This window comes from Epilithonimonas tenax DSM 16811, assembly GCF_000428485.1.
GTDB lineage: Bacteria > Bacteroidota > Bacteroidia > Flavobacteriales > Weeksellaceae > Epilithonimonas > Epilithonimonas tenax.
Genome location: NZ_AUAA01000034.1, coordinates 18,908 through 36,109, shown reverse-complemented (window position 1 = coordinate 36,109; position 17,202 = coordinate 18,908). Strand labels below are relative to the sequence as shown.

Annotated in this window: 16 protein-coding genes and 1 pseudogene; 9 read left to right on the top strand and 8 right to left on the bottom strand. The window is 40.0% G+C overall.

From position 1 onward, the window contains the following. A pseudogene (locus F564_RS0113800) lies at window positions 1–194 on the bottom strand (IS982 family transposase); the annotation flags it as partial. 65 nt (window positions 195–259) lie between these two features. On the opposite strand from F564_RS0113800, the gene F564_RS0113795 reads away from it, so the two are divergent. The 3 genes from F564_RS0113795 (at window position 260) to F564_RS0113785 (ending at window position 4,817) form a co-directional block, all read left to right on the top strand. After that, entirely contained in the window at window positions 260–865 is a 606-nt protein-coding gene (locus F564_RS0113795) for a T9SS type A sorting domain-containing protein (protein WP_028123169.1), read from the top strand. Between the two features lie 46 nt (window positions 866–911). Then, window positions 912–3,560 (top strand): pectinesterase family protein, encoded by a 2,649-nt coding sequence (locus tag F564_RS19990; protein WP_051259683.1) that lies wholly within the window; start codon window positions 912–914, stop codon window positions 3,558–3,560. Between the two features lie 225 nt (window positions 3,561–3,785). Next, complete coding sequence (locus F564_RS0113785) at window positions 3,786–4,817, top strand: LacI family DNA-binding transcriptional regulator (RefSeq protein ID WP_028123168.1); 1,032 nt, start codon at window positions 3,786–3,788, stop codon at window positions 4,815–4,817. 87 nt (window positions 4,818–4,904) lie between these two features. On the opposite strand, the gene F564_RS0113780 is transcribed toward F564_RS0113785, so the two are convergent. After that, window positions 4,905–5,570 (bottom strand): head GIN domain-containing protein, encoded by a 666-nt coding sequence (locus F564_RS0113780; protein WP_028123167.1) that lies wholly within the window; start codon window positions 5,568–5,570, stop codon window positions 4,905–4,907. Window positions 5,571–5,698: 128 nt separating this feature from the next. Here F564_RS0113780 and F564_RS0113775 point away from each other — a divergent pair, with 128 nt between their 5' ends. The 3 genes from F564_RS0113775 (at window position 5,699) to dnaJ (ending at window position 9,278) form a co-directional block, all read left to right on the top strand. Then, complete coding sequence (locus F564_RS0113775; RefSeq protein ID WP_028123166.1) at window positions 5,699–7,243, top strand: S41 family peptidase; 1,545 nt, start codon at window positions 5,699–5,701, stop codon at window positions 7,241–7,243. 305 nt (window positions 7,244–7,548) lie between these two features. Then, window positions 7,549–8,088, top strand: a complete 540-nt coding sequence (locus F564_RS0113765) for a nucleotide exchange factor GrpE (RefSeq protein WP_028123165.1) — start codon at window positions 7,549–7,551, stop codon at window positions 8,086–8,088. A gap of 68 nt (window positions 8,089–8,156) precedes the next feature. Beyond that, window positions 8,157–9,278, top strand: coding sequence for a molecular chaperone DnaJ (gene dnaJ / locus F564_RS0113760; RefSeq protein ID WP_028123164.1), 1,122 nt, complete (start codon window positions 8,157–8,159; stop codon window positions 9,276–9,278). 35 nt (window positions 9,279–9,313) lie between these two features. Here the strand turns inward: dnaJ and F564_RS0113755 are convergent, their stop codons facing one another. Next, window positions 9,314–9,823, bottom strand: a complete 510-nt coding sequence (locus F564_RS0113755; RefSeq protein ID WP_028123163.1) for a DUF2314 domain-containing protein — start codon at window positions 9,821–9,823, stop codon at window positions 9,314–9,316. Window positions 9,824–9,825: 2 nt separating this feature from the next. Next, window positions 9,826–10,473 carry a metal-dependent transcriptional regulator gene (locus F564_RS0113750; RefSeq protein WP_028123162.1) on the bottom strand — a complete coding sequence of 216 codons (648 nt, stop codon included), beginning with the start codon at window positions 10,471–10,473 and terminating at the stop codon, window positions 9,826–9,828. A 122-nt stretch (window positions 10,474–10,595) separates the two neighbouring features. Here F564_RS0113750 and F564_RS0113745 point away from each other — a divergent pair, with 122 nt between their 5' ends. Next, entirely contained in the window at window positions 10,596–11,627 is a 1,032-nt protein-coding gene (locus F564_RS0113745) for a threonine aldolase family protein (RefSeq protein WP_028123161.1), read from the top strand. Between the two features lie 50 nt (window positions 11,628–11,677). Here F564_RS0113745 and lgt read toward each other — a convergent pair whose 3' ends face one another. Further along, a complete protein-coding gene (gene lgt / locus F564_RS20290) occupies window positions 11,678–12,535 on the bottom strand; it encodes a prolipoprotein diacylglyceryl transferase (RefSeq protein ID WP_028123160.1) in 858 nt (285 codons plus the stop codon). Window positions 12,536–12,958: 423 nt separating this feature from the next. Beyond that, window positions 12,959–13,195: a membrane protein insertion efficiency factor YidD gene (yidD, locus tag F564_RS0113735; RefSeq protein ID WP_028123159.1), complete on the bottom strand. Its 237-nt coding sequence runs from the start codon at window positions 13,193–13,195 to the stop codon at window positions 12,959–12,961. A 312-nt stretch (window positions 13,196–13,507) separates the two neighbouring features. Here yidD and F564_RS0113725 point away from each other — a divergent pair, with 312 nt between their 5' ends. Beyond that, on the top strand, window positions 13,508–14,659 hold the full coding sequence (locus F564_RS0113725) for an MFS transporter (RefSeq protein WP_028123158.1): 1,152 nt from the start codon (window positions 13,508–13,510) through the stop codon (window positions 14,657–14,659). Here F564_RS0113725 and F564_RS0113720 read toward each other — a convergent pair. Further along, the gene (locus F564_RS0113720) at window positions 14,656–15,276 is read right to left on the bottom strand and encodes an alpha-ketoglutarate-dependent dioxygenase AlkB family protein (RefSeq protein WP_028123157.1); all 621 of its coding nucleotides are present in this window, start codon (window positions 15,274–15,276) and stop codon (window positions 14,656–14,658) included. The genes F564_RS0113725 and F564_RS0113720 overlap by 4 nt on opposite strands. Beyond that, a complete protein-coding gene (locus tag F564_RS0113715; RefSeq protein ID WP_028123156.1) occupies window positions 15,276–15,731 on the bottom strand; it encodes a nuclear transport factor 2 family protein in 456 nt (151 codons plus the stop codon). Before F564_RS0113715 ends, F564_RS0113720 begins: the two co-directional genes overlap by 1 nt. A gap of 97 nt (window positions 15,732–15,828) precedes the next feature. Here F564_RS0113715 and dacB point away from each other — a divergent pair, with 97 nt between their 5' ends. Continuing rightward, window positions 15,829–17,202 carry a D-alanyl-D-alanine carboxypeptidase/D-alanyl-D-alanine endopeptidase gene (gene dacB / locus F564_RS0113710; RefSeq protein ID WP_028123155.1) on the top strand — a complete coding sequence of 458 codons (1,374 nt, stop codon included), beginning with the start codon at window positions 15,829–15,831 and terminating at the stop codon, window positions 17,200–17,202.

Genomic DNA, 17,202 nt, shown 5'->3' with positions numbered 1-17,202 from the left:
AGTTTTGAATTAGAGAGGTATCTAAACAACTGATATTCTGAATCTATCGATAAATATTCCGCAGAAATATTTATTGCAATGAGCTCTAAATCAGATAATTTTGGTTTAATTGGTTTGAAATAAAAATTTTCTTTGATGGTTAATTTTCTTAATTCCTTTAAAATAAAATCGTAAATTGCATCTAGGTTATTCATAACGTATTAGATTGATAGTCAATACAATATACGAAATTTTCGTATTATGAGTAACCTTTTTTATAATGCACTACGGGTTAAATAATTATTTTAACAGTTCTGTAAGCAACTACTGTATCTACGCAGGTTTCAAAGCGGATCTTCTGATAGAAGGTAATTATTTTGAAAATGTTAAAAATCCGATAAGACTTGAGACCGGGAATTTCACTGCCGCACAATTGGTCAGTAATACATTTTCTGGCGCAAGTGGAACAATGGTGGGATCTGGAACTGCTTTTGTGCCACCGTACAGCATTGATAAAATTGCTTCTACAGACGTGAAGCAAACTGTAATGGCAGGGGCGGGAGCGGTACTTTTACAGCCCACGGACTGTCTTTTTTTAGCAACGGGTGAAGTGAATTCTAAAATCAATCCGGCTGATTCATTTTTCCCAAATCCGGCCTCAGAAAAAATTTCACTACAGCTTTTCTCAAAAGATAGCCATCAGTCTGTTCAGATCTCTGTGAAAGATTTTTCAGGGAAATCTGAAGGCCTTGTCTACAGCGGAACCTTGAATAAAGGCGATAATGTGATAGATGCCATATCAATTAATCATATTGGTAAAGGCGTGAAATTATTCGAGGTGAAGACCAAGGATCGTTCTTTTGTACAAAAAGTGATCATAAAATAAAACTGACTATCAAAAACCATTTCGCAACAATTAATCAAAATTAACAATGAAAAAAAATCTAATCTTGCCAGCTGCATTATTGAGTGCTGTGATGATTTTCGGAATAGGAAAGAGCATTTCTTATGTCACCAAGTCATCAAGTGACGATGCGACTACTTCATTTTCTAAGGAAAATACCACAGAAGTTAATAAGTCTGGTCAAAACAAAAATGGGGCTAGCTGGTCCATATTTTCAGAAGCAACTCCGGCATCTGTAACCTGGCCTTTGATTGCTAGTATTACAGCAAAATCGTTGGAAGGTAATCTGGAATCCAACATCAGTTTTCCGGCAGCTACCGTAGCGTATAATATCAACACAAAAATTGATTTTACAGGCGATGCTGTGACAGACAGCAATGTGGTGTTTTGGCAATTGGTTGGAGCTGCCAATAGCTGGACGGCAACAGGAAGCACCTCAGTTTTCAACCCGAATGTTTACGTTCAGTTGGATATCAATCCTACAAACGGCGGTACCTTGACGGTGGACAAAGTGGATGCATTGGTTGGGGCGTCAGGCACAGGTAATATGTATTATCAGGCCTTTTACAGTGTGAATGCCGATTTCTCAAATCCCGTTTCTATCCAGACAGCAACCAAATTACCGAATAATGCTTCTTCTGCTTTAAGCGCAACGCTTGCAACGCCTGTTGTACTTACGGGCAGTCAGAAGCTTTACATTAGATTTTATCCTTATCTGGCAGCTGCGGCTACCAACAAACAGTTTGGTTTGAGAAATGTCAAGATCTCAGGAACTATGGAAGGTGCGGTTGCGAATCCTGCAACTGTTTCCACAGCAGCAGTAGCGTCGGTTTCTACAACCAGTGCAGTTTCTGGCGGTACAATTTCCAGCAACGGTGGTGGTGCAATCACGGCGAGTGGCGTGGTTTGGAGTACCAGTCAGACGCCCACAATTACAGATTCAAAAACCAACGAGAATGCAACTACAGGTTCATTTGAAAGTGCTTTGACGGGACTGTCTGTGGGAACTACATATTATGCGCGTGCGTACGCAACCAATGCTGCGGGAACGGCTTACGGATCTCAGGTTAGTTTCACCACTTTAACCAGTGTTGTTGCTCCAGCGGTTACGACAACTTCTCAGTCTCAAGTGACCAATATATCATTTGTCCTATCTGGAAATGTATCAGACTGGGGTGGTGCTCATGTGACAGAACGCGGCATCGTATGGTCTAAGACCAATAACACACCAACTTTGGAAAATGCTGCGAAAGTATCTGCAGGAACAGGTTTAGGCATTTTCTCCTCTTATGTTTATGGTGCAGATCCTTCCACTCTTTATTATGCAAGAACCTTTGCTACCAATTCTGCAGGAACATCTTACGGAGCTACAGCCACAGTGACAACCAAAGCCACAGACCCGCAGATTATCAAAACCATTGCTAAAGACGGAAGCGGAGATTATACCACTGTTCAGGCTGCTTTTGATGCAGTACCCGACAATTATACAGGTAAATGGGTGCTTCACATAAAACCAGGAACTTATACGGAAAGACCGGTTTTGGCGGCAAGCAAATCAAATGTATTTTTGATAGGAGATGATGCCGCAACAACTGTTATTACAAATAATATCTCGGCCGGTACAACCAATCCGGATACCAATTTACCTTACGGAACTTCTCTTTCTCAGACGATGGCAATTTTTGGAAATGATTTTACAGCTTCTAAAATAACAGTGGCCAATACCTTTGTGAACTCTACGGTCAATACGCAGATCAACTCTTCTACACAGGCTGTCGCGCTGAAAACACAGGGCGACCGTCAGGCATTTTATGATTGCAGAATATTGGGTTATCAGGATACATATCTTGGAAATAGCATTGGTAGAGCATATTTCAAAAACTCTTACATAGAAGGAAACGTCGATTTTATATTCGGTCGTCAGACAGTTGTTTTTGATAATTGTACGACTTATATCAACCGGCAAAATAGCGTTGTTACAGCACCTTCTACAGAGGCTTCTACCAAATTCGGATTTGTATTTCTGGATTGTAATTTAACAGTGCCGGCTGCCGGAACTGCAGATTTTAACGGAACAGTGATTAACAATTTTCATTTTGGACGCGCTTGGCAGAACATCCCAAAATCAGCATTCATCAGATGTGCAACGCCATCTATGCTGAATCCCGTAGGCTGGACCACACCAATCAACGGAACGCTGCCTGTCACTTTTGCAGAGTACGGCAACACAGGAGATGGTGCTACACCAGAGAGATTAGCGTTGAGAGCAAATGGTGGCGTGGTTCTTAATGAAACGCAGTCGCAGATCTATACAGTGGGCAACGTTTTCCGGAAAGAAACAGATCCATCCTTTATTTTTGACTGGATGCCGGAGCCGTCAGTTAACTTTGACTTTTCTACTTTGGGTGTTAGCCATACCAACGATGTAAAAGTGAGTGTTTATCCAAATCCGTTTACAGAAGCGGTAACCATCGCTTATGATCTGAAAGACGCTTCTGACATCCATGTTACGGTTTACGATATGAACGGAAGAATTGTCAAAAGCATCAAAAAGCGCAATCAAAAAACTGGTGCAAATCAACTTACAATACCTACAAAAGATTTGAAAATCGGCGTGTACTTCTACAGTTTGAGATTTAATTCTGGACAGATTTCAGGGAAATTAATCAAAAATTAGAATTATTGACCAGAAAAAAGCCAATTCACAAGTTGAGTTGGCTTTTTTATTATTGATTTTTCAAACAAGCCGATCCAATATCAAATATTATTTAATAGTATTTGGTTTATTTTAAAATATCAGCGGATTTGAGAAAATAATACTTATTATTTTTTGAATTTGGATTAAAATATCAGTGTCAATAGGGAATTATTTATATATTTACAATTATTCAGAAAAGAATACATGGCAAAAAAGAACACCACGATATACGACATTTCTAAAAAACTGAATGTGAGTGTGGCGACTGTATCCAGAGCGCTGAACGACCACCCAAGAATCAGCCAGGCTACCAAGGAATTGGTCGTGAATGCGGCTAAAGAAATGGATTACAAGCAGAACAATCTTGCAAAGGCGCTTAAAAGTGGCGAGACCAAAACAGTAGGCGTTATCGTGCCCTACATCAATACCAACTTTTTCTCATCTGTGATCCGTGGAATAGAAGAGGAGCTTTCGCCGCACGGGTACCGCGTGATTATCTGCCAAAGTCACGATGATGCTGCGATAGAAAAAAAACAGTTGAATACGCTGCTGCATACCCAGGTGGATTGTATTTTTATTTCAATCTCAAAAAACACCAGCGATACAGATTACATGAAAAAAGTAGTCAGTACGACCAATACGCCAATCATATTCTTTGACAGGAAAAAAGATGTCCCTGGTATCAGTACAATCACTATTGATGATCACAAAGGTGCTTATCTTGCGACGGAACATCTGATTAGCGAAGGTTATAAAAATATTTACCATTTTTCAGGAGATCAGAATCTGGAGATCTATCAGAACAGACTGAAGGGCTACATCAGTGCTTTGGAAGATTATAAATTGCCTGTCATTCAGGATCATATCATCAATACAGGAAGTTCCATAGAGGAAGGGATCCACGCAATGAAAAACGTTTGGAAAAGAAAAATAAAACCAGATGCTATTTTCTCTGCCTCAGATTTTACAGCGCTTGGCGTTTGTAAGGAAATTAAAAACTTAAAACTTAGAATACCAGAAGATATCGGTGTCATAGGGTTTAGTAATGAGCCTTTTACACAGTTTATGGAGCTGTCTATCAGTTCTGTAGATCAAACGCCAGTGATGATGGGTAAGGTTTCGGGGAATGTTTTTCTGGAAAGCATCAGGGATAATTTCTCAGGTATAACCATAGAGAAGAAACTGGTTCTCACGCCGATGTTGCAGATCAGGCAATCATCCTCAAGAAAAAAATAAGAAAATCCCATCAAAGCAATTTGGTGGGATTTTGTTTTATACTAGATGTTGTATTTTTATTCGTAAAGACGCACGTCTTGCATTATTTTAATGGTAATTAATTTTACCTCCAGCAATTCTCTTGTCATTCTTAGATTTTGGTTTACCGTAGATATCAATGGTGCCGCCAGCTCGTGTTGTGGCGGTTACAGATTCGGTCACGTAGACAGACGCTTGTCCTCCGGCATTGGTTGTGATGCTTGTGATCTTGGTCTGCAGATCTTGCCCATCATATTTGGCCCCAGTATTGACCACGACAGACTGCGAATCAGACATTCCTCTTAATTTCAAAGATGCACCCGTATTCACTTTTCCTTCTACCACGCTGGCATCTACACTGAGATCTATGTTGGAGCCTTCGTTGGATGTTAACCCCAATTTTGAAGCTTTTACAGTGTCATTAGAAGTGATTTTTGCACCCTGACTTGCTTGGATATCATTGATGTCTTTATAGTAAAGCAAGATTTTGATGTCATCACCTTGCAGTAGTTTGGTAGGTATCATTCGGATTCTCAGTTCGTTACCGGAGTTTACGAACTCTACTTCATTGGCCATCGTTCCGCTGACTTCTGCCTTGTAAGCATCAGATGAAACCAGTTGCACCGGAATTTTGTCAAACACCTTAAGGCTTGTAAAAGCAGTGATGTCTTTGGTCTGAGCAAAAGAAAACTGAGAGATCAGAAATGCGGAAGTCGCAAGAATTATATTTTTCATATAGTTAGTGGTTAATTGATACTAGAACTGCACTACAAATCCAGAACCACTTTTTGTTATAAAATGTTAAAGTTATTTTTGGGATTGCTACTTTGTGAATTAAAAATCATATTTTTAGTTTCTTAATCATGAAACATACGATAGCTCTTTTGATGGCCATGGTGCTTTTTTCTTGTCAATCCGTCAAGAAAAAAAACCTCTTTTTGGAGAAACCAATTCCCGCAGCGAAATTGATAAGAGACATCGACTTTACTTATGCCAAACTTCAGAAGTTCCATCCCAATCTGTATTGGTACATTTCCAAGGAACAGTTGGACCATCAATTTGATAGCCTCAAAACTACCATCCACCAACCTTTGACGCCCAACCAGTTTTACTTCAAATTGGCGCCGGTCATCGCAAGCATCAATGAAGGTCATCTGAGACTCAGGTCTATTGGGAGAACCTATTCCAAGGCAGAGCAGAAGGATTTTAAAACTAAAAAACCGCTGTTTGCAATGATGGAGTACAAAATCATAAACGATAGGATTTTTGTAAAAGAAAACAGAGAAAATGTGGCGGCCATCAAAACGGGGACAGAAATCCTGAAAATTAATAATGAAAATGTCTCAGATATCATCAAAAAGTACAGAAAGCTATACAGCTCGGACGGTGAGAACAGCACATTTCAAAAATATTTTATCAACCTTACGTTTTTCAATTTTTATACCCTGGAAAATGGTTATTTGGATAGCGTGAAGCTAAAAACAATTTGCGATAATACTGTTCAAGAAGTACATCTCAAAAGACAAAAAAAGGAAACAAAAGAAATCGCGGATGAGAAAATACTGCCAAAACTGTCCGCAGATCAGAAAATTCAGGATTACGACGCCACTTCCAAAAGCTATAACCGCAGTTTCAAATTTCTGAAAACCGACAGCACCGTGGCCTACATCAAGATCAAATCTTTCTCTGCAAGTTATGCCAGAAAGTTCTACAGCGAGACTTTCACAAAGATCAGGAAAGCAAAATCTACTTACCTCATTCTGGATATCAGAGATAATCTGGGCGGCTCTCTTTCCGAGATCAATACCTTATATTCTTATCTGACAGACCAGAGGTTTACCCTGATCAAAGCACCGGAAATGACCGCGAAAACTTCCGGCATGCATCAGAATTATTTCCGCGGACAGTCCGTTTTTACTTCTATTCTCAGCGCACCTGCTTATCCTTTTTTTCTCGCAGGCAATTACCTCTTGTCCTCCAGAAAAGACAAAAAATACTACTTCCGCGAGTTTGCATCAAGGTCCACAAAACCAAAAGAAAACGCTTTCAAAGGCAAGATTTATGTGCTTGTAAACGGTGCTAGTTTTTCAGCATCGTCTATTATTTCTGCCAAACTAAAGTTTGAAAATCGAGCCATCATCGTAGGTGAGGAAACAGGTGGCGCCAATGACGGCACGGTGGCTGGCGTCAACAATACGGTGGTTTTGCCAAATTCCCGCCTCACGCTTCCCATCGGATTATTCCTCATCCGTCCGAACATCACTTTCGAAAATCAAAACAGAGGTGTTGTTCCTCATTTCTACGTTGATCCCAATTTTGAAGACCTCTTCGGCAAAGAAGACCGCATCTTACAATGGACTTTAGACGACATCGATTTCCGGAATAAAGTAACGAGTCAAATCAAATAAAAATCTGGGCGTGCCCTTCGCAGCCGCATTTCCCTTGGCTCAGGCCGCGCTGTCCGTTACTATCTTTTTGTCTTCACCATTGGTCATTCAGTAGAACCTGTCGTGAAGACAAAAAGGATATCCACTGCCATCGCTCACGCAACTGCGCACTGACAAACTTTTGTCATCCGTTCACCTTGCTCTATTCTTTTCACCACTTGTCCTTGACCAACTTTCATCCACCATTCATCATAAGTTTCTGCCTAATTGTCAAAAAACCACAATTGGCAAAAGAATTGAGAATTGTACCCTGTAAAATTATCATAATGGAAGAAAACAAAGATATACACGAAGAAAACCTAAACCAGGAAACACAATCAACCGAAAATCCTGAAACTGAAAATCAAGAAAATCTGTCACAAAAACCGACTGCAGAAGAACTTTTGGCAGAAGAAAAAGACAGATATATCCGTCTTTACGCAGAATTCGAAAACTACAAAAAAAGAACACAGAAAGAAAAGAATGATTTCTATCTGTATGCTTCTCAGGATCTGATGACCTCTATGTTGGGTGTTGTAGATGATTTCGAAAGAGCCATCAAAGAAATTTCAAAAAGTGGTAACCAATCGGAACTGAAAGGTATCGAATTGATCTACCAAAAATTAAAAGGCAAATTGATAGACAAAGGACTGAAACCCATTCATGTAGAGCAAGGTGATGCCTTCAATGTAGATCTTCACGAGGCTATTACCTCGATCCCTTCTCCGTCAGAAGACCTGAAAGGAAAGATCATAGATGTTGTAGAAACAGGATACCAGCTTCACGAGAAAGTGATCCGTTTCGCAAAAGTAGTGACAGGAAACTAAAAATTATCAATGATAAAGATAGCTGAGCTCAGGATCAATTATCATTTATCACTTATCAATTATTAATTATGGCGAAGCGCGATTATTACGAGATATTAGAAATTACCAAATCAGCAAGTGCTGAAGAGATCAAGAAAGCCTACCGGAAAATGGCAATCAAATTTCATCCGGACAAAAATCCTGGTGATAAAGAAGCGGAGGAAAAATTCAAAGAAGCAGCAGAAGCCTACGAAGTTCTAAGCGACGACAACAAGAAAGCGAGATACGACCAATACGGTCACGCGGGTGTTGGTGGTGCAGCTGGCGGTGGATACGGCGGCGGCGGATTTGGAGGTGGCATGAATATGGAGGACATCTTCAGTCAATTTGGTGATATTTTCGGAGGTGGATTTGGCGGCGGTGGCGGCCAGAGACAACAGCAGGCACGTGGTTCTAATCTTCGGGTCCGCATCAAACTGAACCTGGAAGAAATGATCGCAGGAACTCAGAAAACCATCAAGGTCAAAAAAATGAAGCTGGCGAAAGGTGTTACTTCTAAAACTTGTCCTACCTGTAACGGAAGCGGCGTTCAGGTAAGAATGATGAACACTGTTTTTGGACAGATGCAGTCACAGACCACTTGTGGGAATTGCCAAGGTGTTGGGAAAGTAGCGGACAAGATCCCTGCGGGAGCCAATGCTCAAGGTCTTATTAAAGAGGATGAAGAAATCACAATCAACATTCCGGCTGGAGCCAGAGACGGTATCCAATTGAATGTAAGAGGGAAAGGGAATGATGCGCCTCTTGGTGGCACGCCTGGTGATCTTTTGGTTGTGGTAGAAGAAGAAGTGGACAATACCATCAAACGGGAAGGCGACAATCTTCACCAGGAACTGTATGTTTCTTTTGCAGAAGCGGCTTTGGGAACCACAAAAGAAATCAACGTGGTTGGTGGAAAAGTGAAGATCAAAGTGGATGAAGGAACACAGTCTGGCAAGATCTTAAGATTGGCAGGAAAAGGTCTTCCAAACATCGAAGGTTATGGTGGAAAAGGTGATATGTTTGTTCATATCAACGTTTGGACGCCACAGAAACTGACGAAGGACCAAAAGGATTTCTTCCAGAAACAATTGGAAAATGGCGATATGAACGCCGAACCAACAGGAAAAGAAAAAACATTCTTTGAGAAAGTAAAAGATATGTTCAACTAAATATTAAAAGAGACTCGGTTTGAGTCTCTTTTCTTTTATTCTTCAAAAATTAGTCCGCTTTCCGAATCCATTTTTTTTCTTTCTTGTTCGGTTGTCCTTTTTCTTAATACTCGAGTTGTATAGGCTCCTTTGACTGTGTTTTTATCAACATAAAGCCAATCTGTGATATCTTCTAGTGGAATTTCAATCGTATCTCCAAGTTGTACCCCAGTTGTAGAATTTGGGAGATTATCTACTATGCCGTAATATTTATTATTTTGATATCCAATATTACTTATCCAGATATGTTCTCCACCAGATTCTCCAATTTTAAATCGTTTCTTTAAAGCAAAATGATAGTAATTTGAATTTTTACTAGTGATTGCTTTTTCAAAATCAACAATAGTTTTTCTTGCATTGTCGATAGCTGTATTCATTTCTGAATCATTTTTCAAAATATGAACATCTGGCTGGTCTTTCCTTTTAACAATTTTGTCAGATTTAGATTCATTACAGCTTATTAGTAATGAAAAGAAGAAAATTAATATAGTAGTTTGATAATTCATAATTATTTCACCAGCAACCTCTCACAAACCGTCTTACTAAAATTCTCTTCCCGCCCGTTATAAGCCACCAACATGGATTGATCATAACCTTCGATCTGTACGATTTTCAATATTGTACCTAGGCTAAGGCTTCTTTTATTAAGGAAGTTGAGAAATTCTTCTGAAGAAGTCGCGACGGATGCTAGTTCTACAGTTTCGTTTTCTTTGCATTTGCTCAGTTTTTTATGATCGGGTTGCAGGATATTACCGTCTTTGTCAGGAATGGGTTCACCGTGCGGATCCATTTTGGGGTAGTTCAGGATCTCATCCATTTTATCAAAAAACAAATCAGAATGGATGTGCTCCAGTTGTTCCGCAATTTCATGAACATTTTCCCAACCGAAGCCCATTTTCTCCACCAGAAACATTTCTGTTAACCGGTGTTTTCTTACGATCAATGAGGCTTCTTTTTTTCCGGATTCCGTCAGTTTGATAGGTTTATAGGATTCATATTTCACCCAGTTTTTGTCAGCAAATTTTTTCACCATACTGTTGACAGACGGCATTTTGATGTTTAGCTGTCGGCTAAGATCATTCACAGAAACTTCGTCATTCTCATTGGCAAGGTGATAAAGTGCTTTCAGGTAATTTTCTTCAGTTAAAGAATTCATTTCCCAAAATTAAGGAAAAGTTAGATGCAAGTCAATTTTTGACTAACAAATTAGTTTGGTTTTAATTTTTTGTCATTCACCAAAATCAATAACTTTGAATCTTTAAAAAAGTAGAAAGAAAAATGCAGAAATATTCCTTCAAAAATGATTACTCAGAAGCTTGTCATCCTCATATTTTAGAAGCTTTAGTAAAGTCAAATCTGGATCAGCAAAATGGCTACGGCGACGACGATTATTCTAATGAAGCCAGAGAATTAATCAAAAATAAAATAGAAGATCAAAGAGCTGATATACACTTTGTAAGCGGCGGAACGCAAGCTAATCTTTTGGTGATTTCTTCGGTTCTTCGTCCCCATGAGAGTGTGATTTCCGCAGAGACAGGACATATCTTTACCAACGAAACCGGCGCGATAGAAGCAACAGGACACAAGATCCACGGCATCGTCACAGAAGACGGAAAGTTGAAACCGGAGCATATCCAATCTGTTTTGGACAGTCATACCAACAAGCCGCATCAACTGAAACAAAGGTTGGTTTACATTTCCAATTCAACAGAAATTGGTACCATTTACCAAAAACAAGAGCTGAAAGAATTATATGAATTTTGCCAGTCCAATGATCTGTATCTTTTTATGGACGGTGCAAGAATAGCGCAGGCGTTGACATCAGAAATCAGCGACTTGACCCTAGAAGATGTCGCTACTTTCACTGATGTTTTCTATCTCGGCGGGACAAAAAATGGCGCACTTCTGGGCGAAGCTATTGTGATCACGAATGATAAACTGAAAGAAGATTTCGGCTTCCATATCAAGCAAAAAGGCGCACTGCTGGCCAAAGGCAGATTGCTGGGGATTCAGTTTTTGGAATTGATGAAAGATGACCTTTATTTTGATCTGGCGAAACAATCCAACCTTCAGGCAATGAAGATCAAATCGGCTTTTCAAAAGAAAGGATTTAAGTTCTTATCAGAAACTTTTACCAATCAGATCTTCCCCATTCTCAGCAATTCTCAAATCGAAAAGTTATCAGAACATTTTGATTTCTATGTTTGGAAAAAGAGGGACGAAAACAATTCTGCCATACGTCTGATCACCTCTTGGGCAACTTCTGATGAGGTTGTGGAAAGGTTTTTGAAAGCGATTGATAATTTGTAAATTAAAATTTTTGACCTAAAAAAAACTCCCAAATTCTGGGAGTTTTCATTTTATACTGTTTCCTCTTTCGGAAGTTTATATTTCTTTGATATGATCATGATTACTGCTCCTGCAACCATAAACGGAATACTAAGGATCTGCCCGGTATTAAGTCCTGCAAATGAAATAAACTCATCGCCTTGTGGCTCCTTCAGGAACTCTACAAAGAAACGGATCGCCCAAAGTAGAATGAAAAATAATCCGAATAGCCAACCTTGCTGGTATTTCTTATCGGTTTTTCTATACAAGAACCAAAGCAAAAAGAAGAGGCAAACGTATCCGAATGCTTCAAACAATTGCGTTGGATATCTCGGGATGGTTACGCCGTATTCTGAACTTTGCTGAGGGAAAAGGAGTGCGAAAGGTGAGGTTGGATCTACTTGTTTTCCGATGATCTCTGAGTTGAAAAAATTTCCCATTCTTACAAAAGCACCGCCGGAAGCCACCACAATTCCGATTCTGTCATACACCCAAAGTGGATTTTTCTTGATGATTTTGATGCTGTAATACAAAGTGGTCGCAATCACCGCGATTGCTGCACCGTGACTTGCCAGGCCGGAAAATCCGGTAAAATGCAAACCGCCTTTGGTACTAACTGGTAAAAATACACTGAGGAAATCATCCTTGAAAAGTTCGGGCTGATAGAAAATGACGTGACCTAAACGCGCGCCCAGAATAGTTCCTAACAATGTCCAGGTGAAAAATGGCTCCAGGTATTTCTCATCCACACCATCGATCCTGAAGATCTTGGCCATCATAAAATAGCCCAATCCAAATGCCAAGATAAACATCAGACTGTAAAAATGAAGCATCACAGGTCCCAATTTGATGCCTTTCACAGGATCCCAAATTTTGAAACTGGTTTCCAATTCTGTACTGTCCGTTGGCTTCAGAACACGGTTGGATTTTAAAAGGTATTTAAAATTTTCAATATTCTTCTGCTCCAAAGTGGCATCGACAGGCTTGAAATCCTGATCCAAAAACTGATAATTGAAGCCTTTGTACTTCAAAAGTATATTCTGGATAGACGCCAGTTGTTCTGCAGATTCCGCCGTGACATTGTCCTCATTCAGGATCACAAGCTCGTTGGGAATATTTCGGGAAGCCTCCTCATAGAAAAGGGTTGTGTTTTGTGTGGCGAAGATTTTTACCGCTACAGTTTCTTTGTTGTTGATCTTCAAAGTTCCGTCAGAAAGGGCATCTGTGGCACTTTGGGAAGAAACCATTTGGAAAATTCCGGCAAAAAGAATCAAATAAATTCTTAAAAAAAAGTTGTTCATTGATAGGTGATTTTATTGTTTTCTTGGTGGCACCGGGTCATAGCCTTGGCCTCCCCAGGGATGGCAGCTTGCGATTCTTTTCATCGCCAGCCAGCTTCCTTTGATGAGTCCGTGGACTTGCAGTGCTTCCAAAGTGTAGTGCGAACAGGTGGGGTCATATCTGCAATTTTTTCCCAGCCAAGGCGAGATAGCATATTGATAGAACTTGATCAAAACCACGATCGGAAATGTGAGCACTTTGTTCAGCATAATTTTAAACTATGCAAAAATAGCAGAAAAATCAAAACATAACGGATATTACGCAATTAATAATCATTTTTATGGCAGCTTTATCCGTCCTCCATTCCCAATCTTTTTGCCAGGCTGTACCAGCTGCAAAAAAGGATTTCCATTCAGGCCGGGCTGCGGATTCAAAATCAATTCACATTTGGGCATTTATTTAACTGATTTCTGTTTTTTTTTATGAACCCAATTTAAACAATAGTTTAATTTAATCTTACCATTCGATATTTTGAATCTCTAAAACTTGACTTTCAGTTTTAAAATCAGGACTTTTGCAAAATGGATAAGAGAATACTTCCGCTCACACTTGGCGGATTGGCAATTGGGACAACAGAATTCGTTATAATGGCACTTTTGCCAGAGGTTGCAAAATCTTTGAAGATTTCAATCCCGCAGGCCGGACATCTTATTTCCTCGTATGCAGCAGGTGTGGTCGTTGGCGCACCAATTTTGGTTGCTTATGCCGCAAAGTTTCCTCCCAAAAGAATCCTGATTTTCATGATGATTGCATTCACCATCTTCAACGGATTGTCTGCGTTGTCCAATGATTATTACACGATGATGATTCTGCGGTTCCTGTCCGGATTGCCGCACGGTGCGTTTTTCGGTGTTGGGATCGTTGTTTCGTCACGATTGGCAAAACCAGGAAAGCAGGCACAAAGTATCGCCGTGATGTTTGCTGGTTTGACGTTGGCCAATCTGGCGATGGTCCCATTTGTCACTTGGCTGGGACATCTGCTGTCTTGGCGTTATGCATTCGGGGTCGTTTCGCTGATTGGCTTGTTGACCATTGCTGCCCTAAAATTTCTATTGCCCTATATGGACAGCTTGCGAACAGTCACTCTCAAGGATGAGTTGCAATTTTTTAAAACCATCAAGGCCTGGCATATTATTGCCATCACTGCCATAGGTTTCGGTGGGCTGTTTGCGTGGTTCAGTTACATCACACCGCTGATGACCCATGTTTCCAAATTCTCAACAGATTCTATCGCTTACATTATGGTTTTAGCCGGTTCGGGAATGGTCATAGGTAATTTTCTGGGCGGTGTGATGTCTGATAAGATGCGGCCGGCTTTGGCAGCGTGTATTCTTTTTGGAGCGATGATTTTGGCTTTGATCTGCGTGTTTTTCTTCTCAGAAAACAAGATTGTTTCGCTTATTCTCACCTTTGTTTGTGGTGTTTTATCGATGTCTGTGGGTACACCTATTAATATTATCATGCTGCGTACCGCCAAAAATTCTGAAATGATGGCTGCAGCCATTATGCAGGCGGCTTTCAATATTGCGAATTCCTTTGGTGCATTTTTCGGTGGATTGCCTTTGGAATATGGCCTGACTTATAACTATCCGTCTCTGGTAGGTGCAGGATTATCTATTGTAGGATTGATGCTTTGTATTGGATTTATGAAGAAATATAAAGCCGTCATCTAACGTGATTTCGACTTGTCAATCGTCCGGAAAGTCAGGCTGATTCTTGGTTTGATGATTCTCGTAGTCGTGGGTAATCTGTGAAACCAGAACTTCTGCGTCTTGTCTTTCATCATCAGTAAACTTCCGTTTTCCAAAACAAGAGAAACCAGTTCTTTCGACGTTTTATGCTTGAAATTGAACTTCCGCTCTGCCCCGAAACTGACAGAACTGATCGCAGCATTTTCCTTCAAATCCTTCTCGCCATCGCTGTGATAAGCCATGCCTTCAGCACCGTCGTGGTAGAGATTGAGAAGACATGAATTGAAACTTTCGCCACTCACAGTTTCTATTTTTTCTTTGATATCGAGCAGTGTTTTGTTCCACTTCAAAGCCGTTTTGGTACGTCCGGAATAAGTGTAGCTGAACGGCTCGCTCCCGTACCAGGCGACTTTTCGTTTGGTTTCTATAACTTTTCCGAAGATCACGGCTTGGTCACTTTTCCATTCTATTTCCGTCATCAATCTGTTGAAATAATCATTGGCTTCTGCCTCAGAAAAAACCTTTCCACAGTAAGAAGTGATGCCGTCATAAGGCAGAATGTTTTCTATTAATTCGAATTGGTCGTCAAAAAGGTTCATTATTTTGCTGCTTCAAAATTGTCGTAATAGGTAAAATCTTTAGTGATTTTCCCATTCTCTATGGTGAAAATCGTCGAAATAGGGAGTTCGAATTTGGATTGATCCGGTGCGGTTCCTGTAGAAACAAACTCGACGATCATATTCTTGTCTCCTGAAGGATAAACGTGAAGAACCTTGTCTTTCAGATCAGGAAAAATCTGATTGAGTTCAGTATATTTTTTTACAAAATCTGCTTTGGATTGTTTTACGATGCCGTTTCCGAAAGAAGGATCTTTGAATTCTGCATTCTCGGTATACATCTCGGAAAGTGCTTTCCACTGGTGTTTGTTAAACAATTCAAAATAGTTTTCGATCAGTTTTTTATTCGCAGTTGGATTATCGTTGCCAGAACTATTGCAAGAGATTGACATCGAACATAGTAGGCTTGCAGAAACCAGAATTTTGATTGCTCTCATTGTTTTTGTTTTAATGTTCTAAATTACAATTTACTTTTGAATTCGTGATAAATGGTAAAATTTGAGGTGTAATCCTTATTTTTGATAAAAAATCTGAATGAAGCGTTTTATCTTAATTGCATTATTGATTTCACAAAGCTATTTTTCGCAATCCGTTTCAGCTGATCTGGACAAATCTGTGAAAGAAATGCTGGCTACTCCTCATGCATTGGCGGCCAATCTTTCTTTCTATGTTTCGGATGAGAAGGGCAATCTTGTTTATGAATACAATGGAAGTAAAGGTTTGTCAACTGCAAGTACGCAGAAGATTTTTACAGCCGCTGCTGCTTTGGAAACTTTAGGGAAAGACTATCAATTCAAAACTACTGCTTCCTATTCCGGAAAGATCTCAAACGGCAATCTGGAGGGCGATTTTTACATCACTTCCAATGGCGATCCAACTTTAGGAAGCTGGCGTTATGAAGAATATAAACCGGAAAAATTCAAACAAAAATTATTAGAAGCCATCAAGACATCGGGCATCAAAAAGATCTCGGGAAATCTGATTGTGGATGATTCCTATTTCGATTTTCAAAGTACGCCCGGCGGCTGGCCTTGGAATGATCTTGGGAATTACTACGGCGCAGGAACCTTTGGGGTAAACTGGAAAGAGAATCAGTTTGATATGAATATCAATGGCAATCAAATCAAAGATTATTCGTACAATCTGGAAAACGTCAACTGGATCAATGAATTGAAAACCGGTGGAAGTTCTGACCAGAGTCTCATCTTCACTGCGCCACATTCCAAAACGGCAATGATCAACGGAATCTTACCAGCAGGAAAGGTAAGTATTGTTTCCGGCGCAACACCCAATCCACCGATGCAGCTGGCAGTCGATATTAAAAAAATGCTGGACGAAAATGGAATCTCGGTTTCGGGAAAAGTGACCACTTATTACAATGAAAAACTGGAAGGGAAATCTGTTTCAAAAGCTCCCACTCAGAATCAAATTTTCGAGTATAAATCGCCAACGCTGGACAAAATTGTTTATTGGCTGATGCGGAAAAGTATCAATCTATACGCAGAAACATTGATCAAAACAATGGCAAAGGAAAAACTAAAGAATCCAAGTTTTGAAACCGGAGTTGATGTCCTGAAAGATTTTTGGAAATCTAAGGGAATCCATCCAAATATGATCAATTTTGCTGACGGAAGTGGACTTTCACCTCAGAACTATGTGTCGGCAAAGGCGCAGGTTCAGGCATTGGTTTATTCTAAAAAACAAAACTGGTTTGATGCTTTCTACGAAGGTTTTCCCACTCAGGATGGCATCAAAATGAAAAGCGGAACCATAAAAGACAGTAAGTCTTTCGCTGGTTATCAGACTTCTAAAAGTGGGAAGCAGTATGTGTTTTCCATCATTCTGAATAATTATCAGGGTGGGAGTATCAGCAGTGCGCTATTTAAGGTTTTGGATCATTTAAAATAG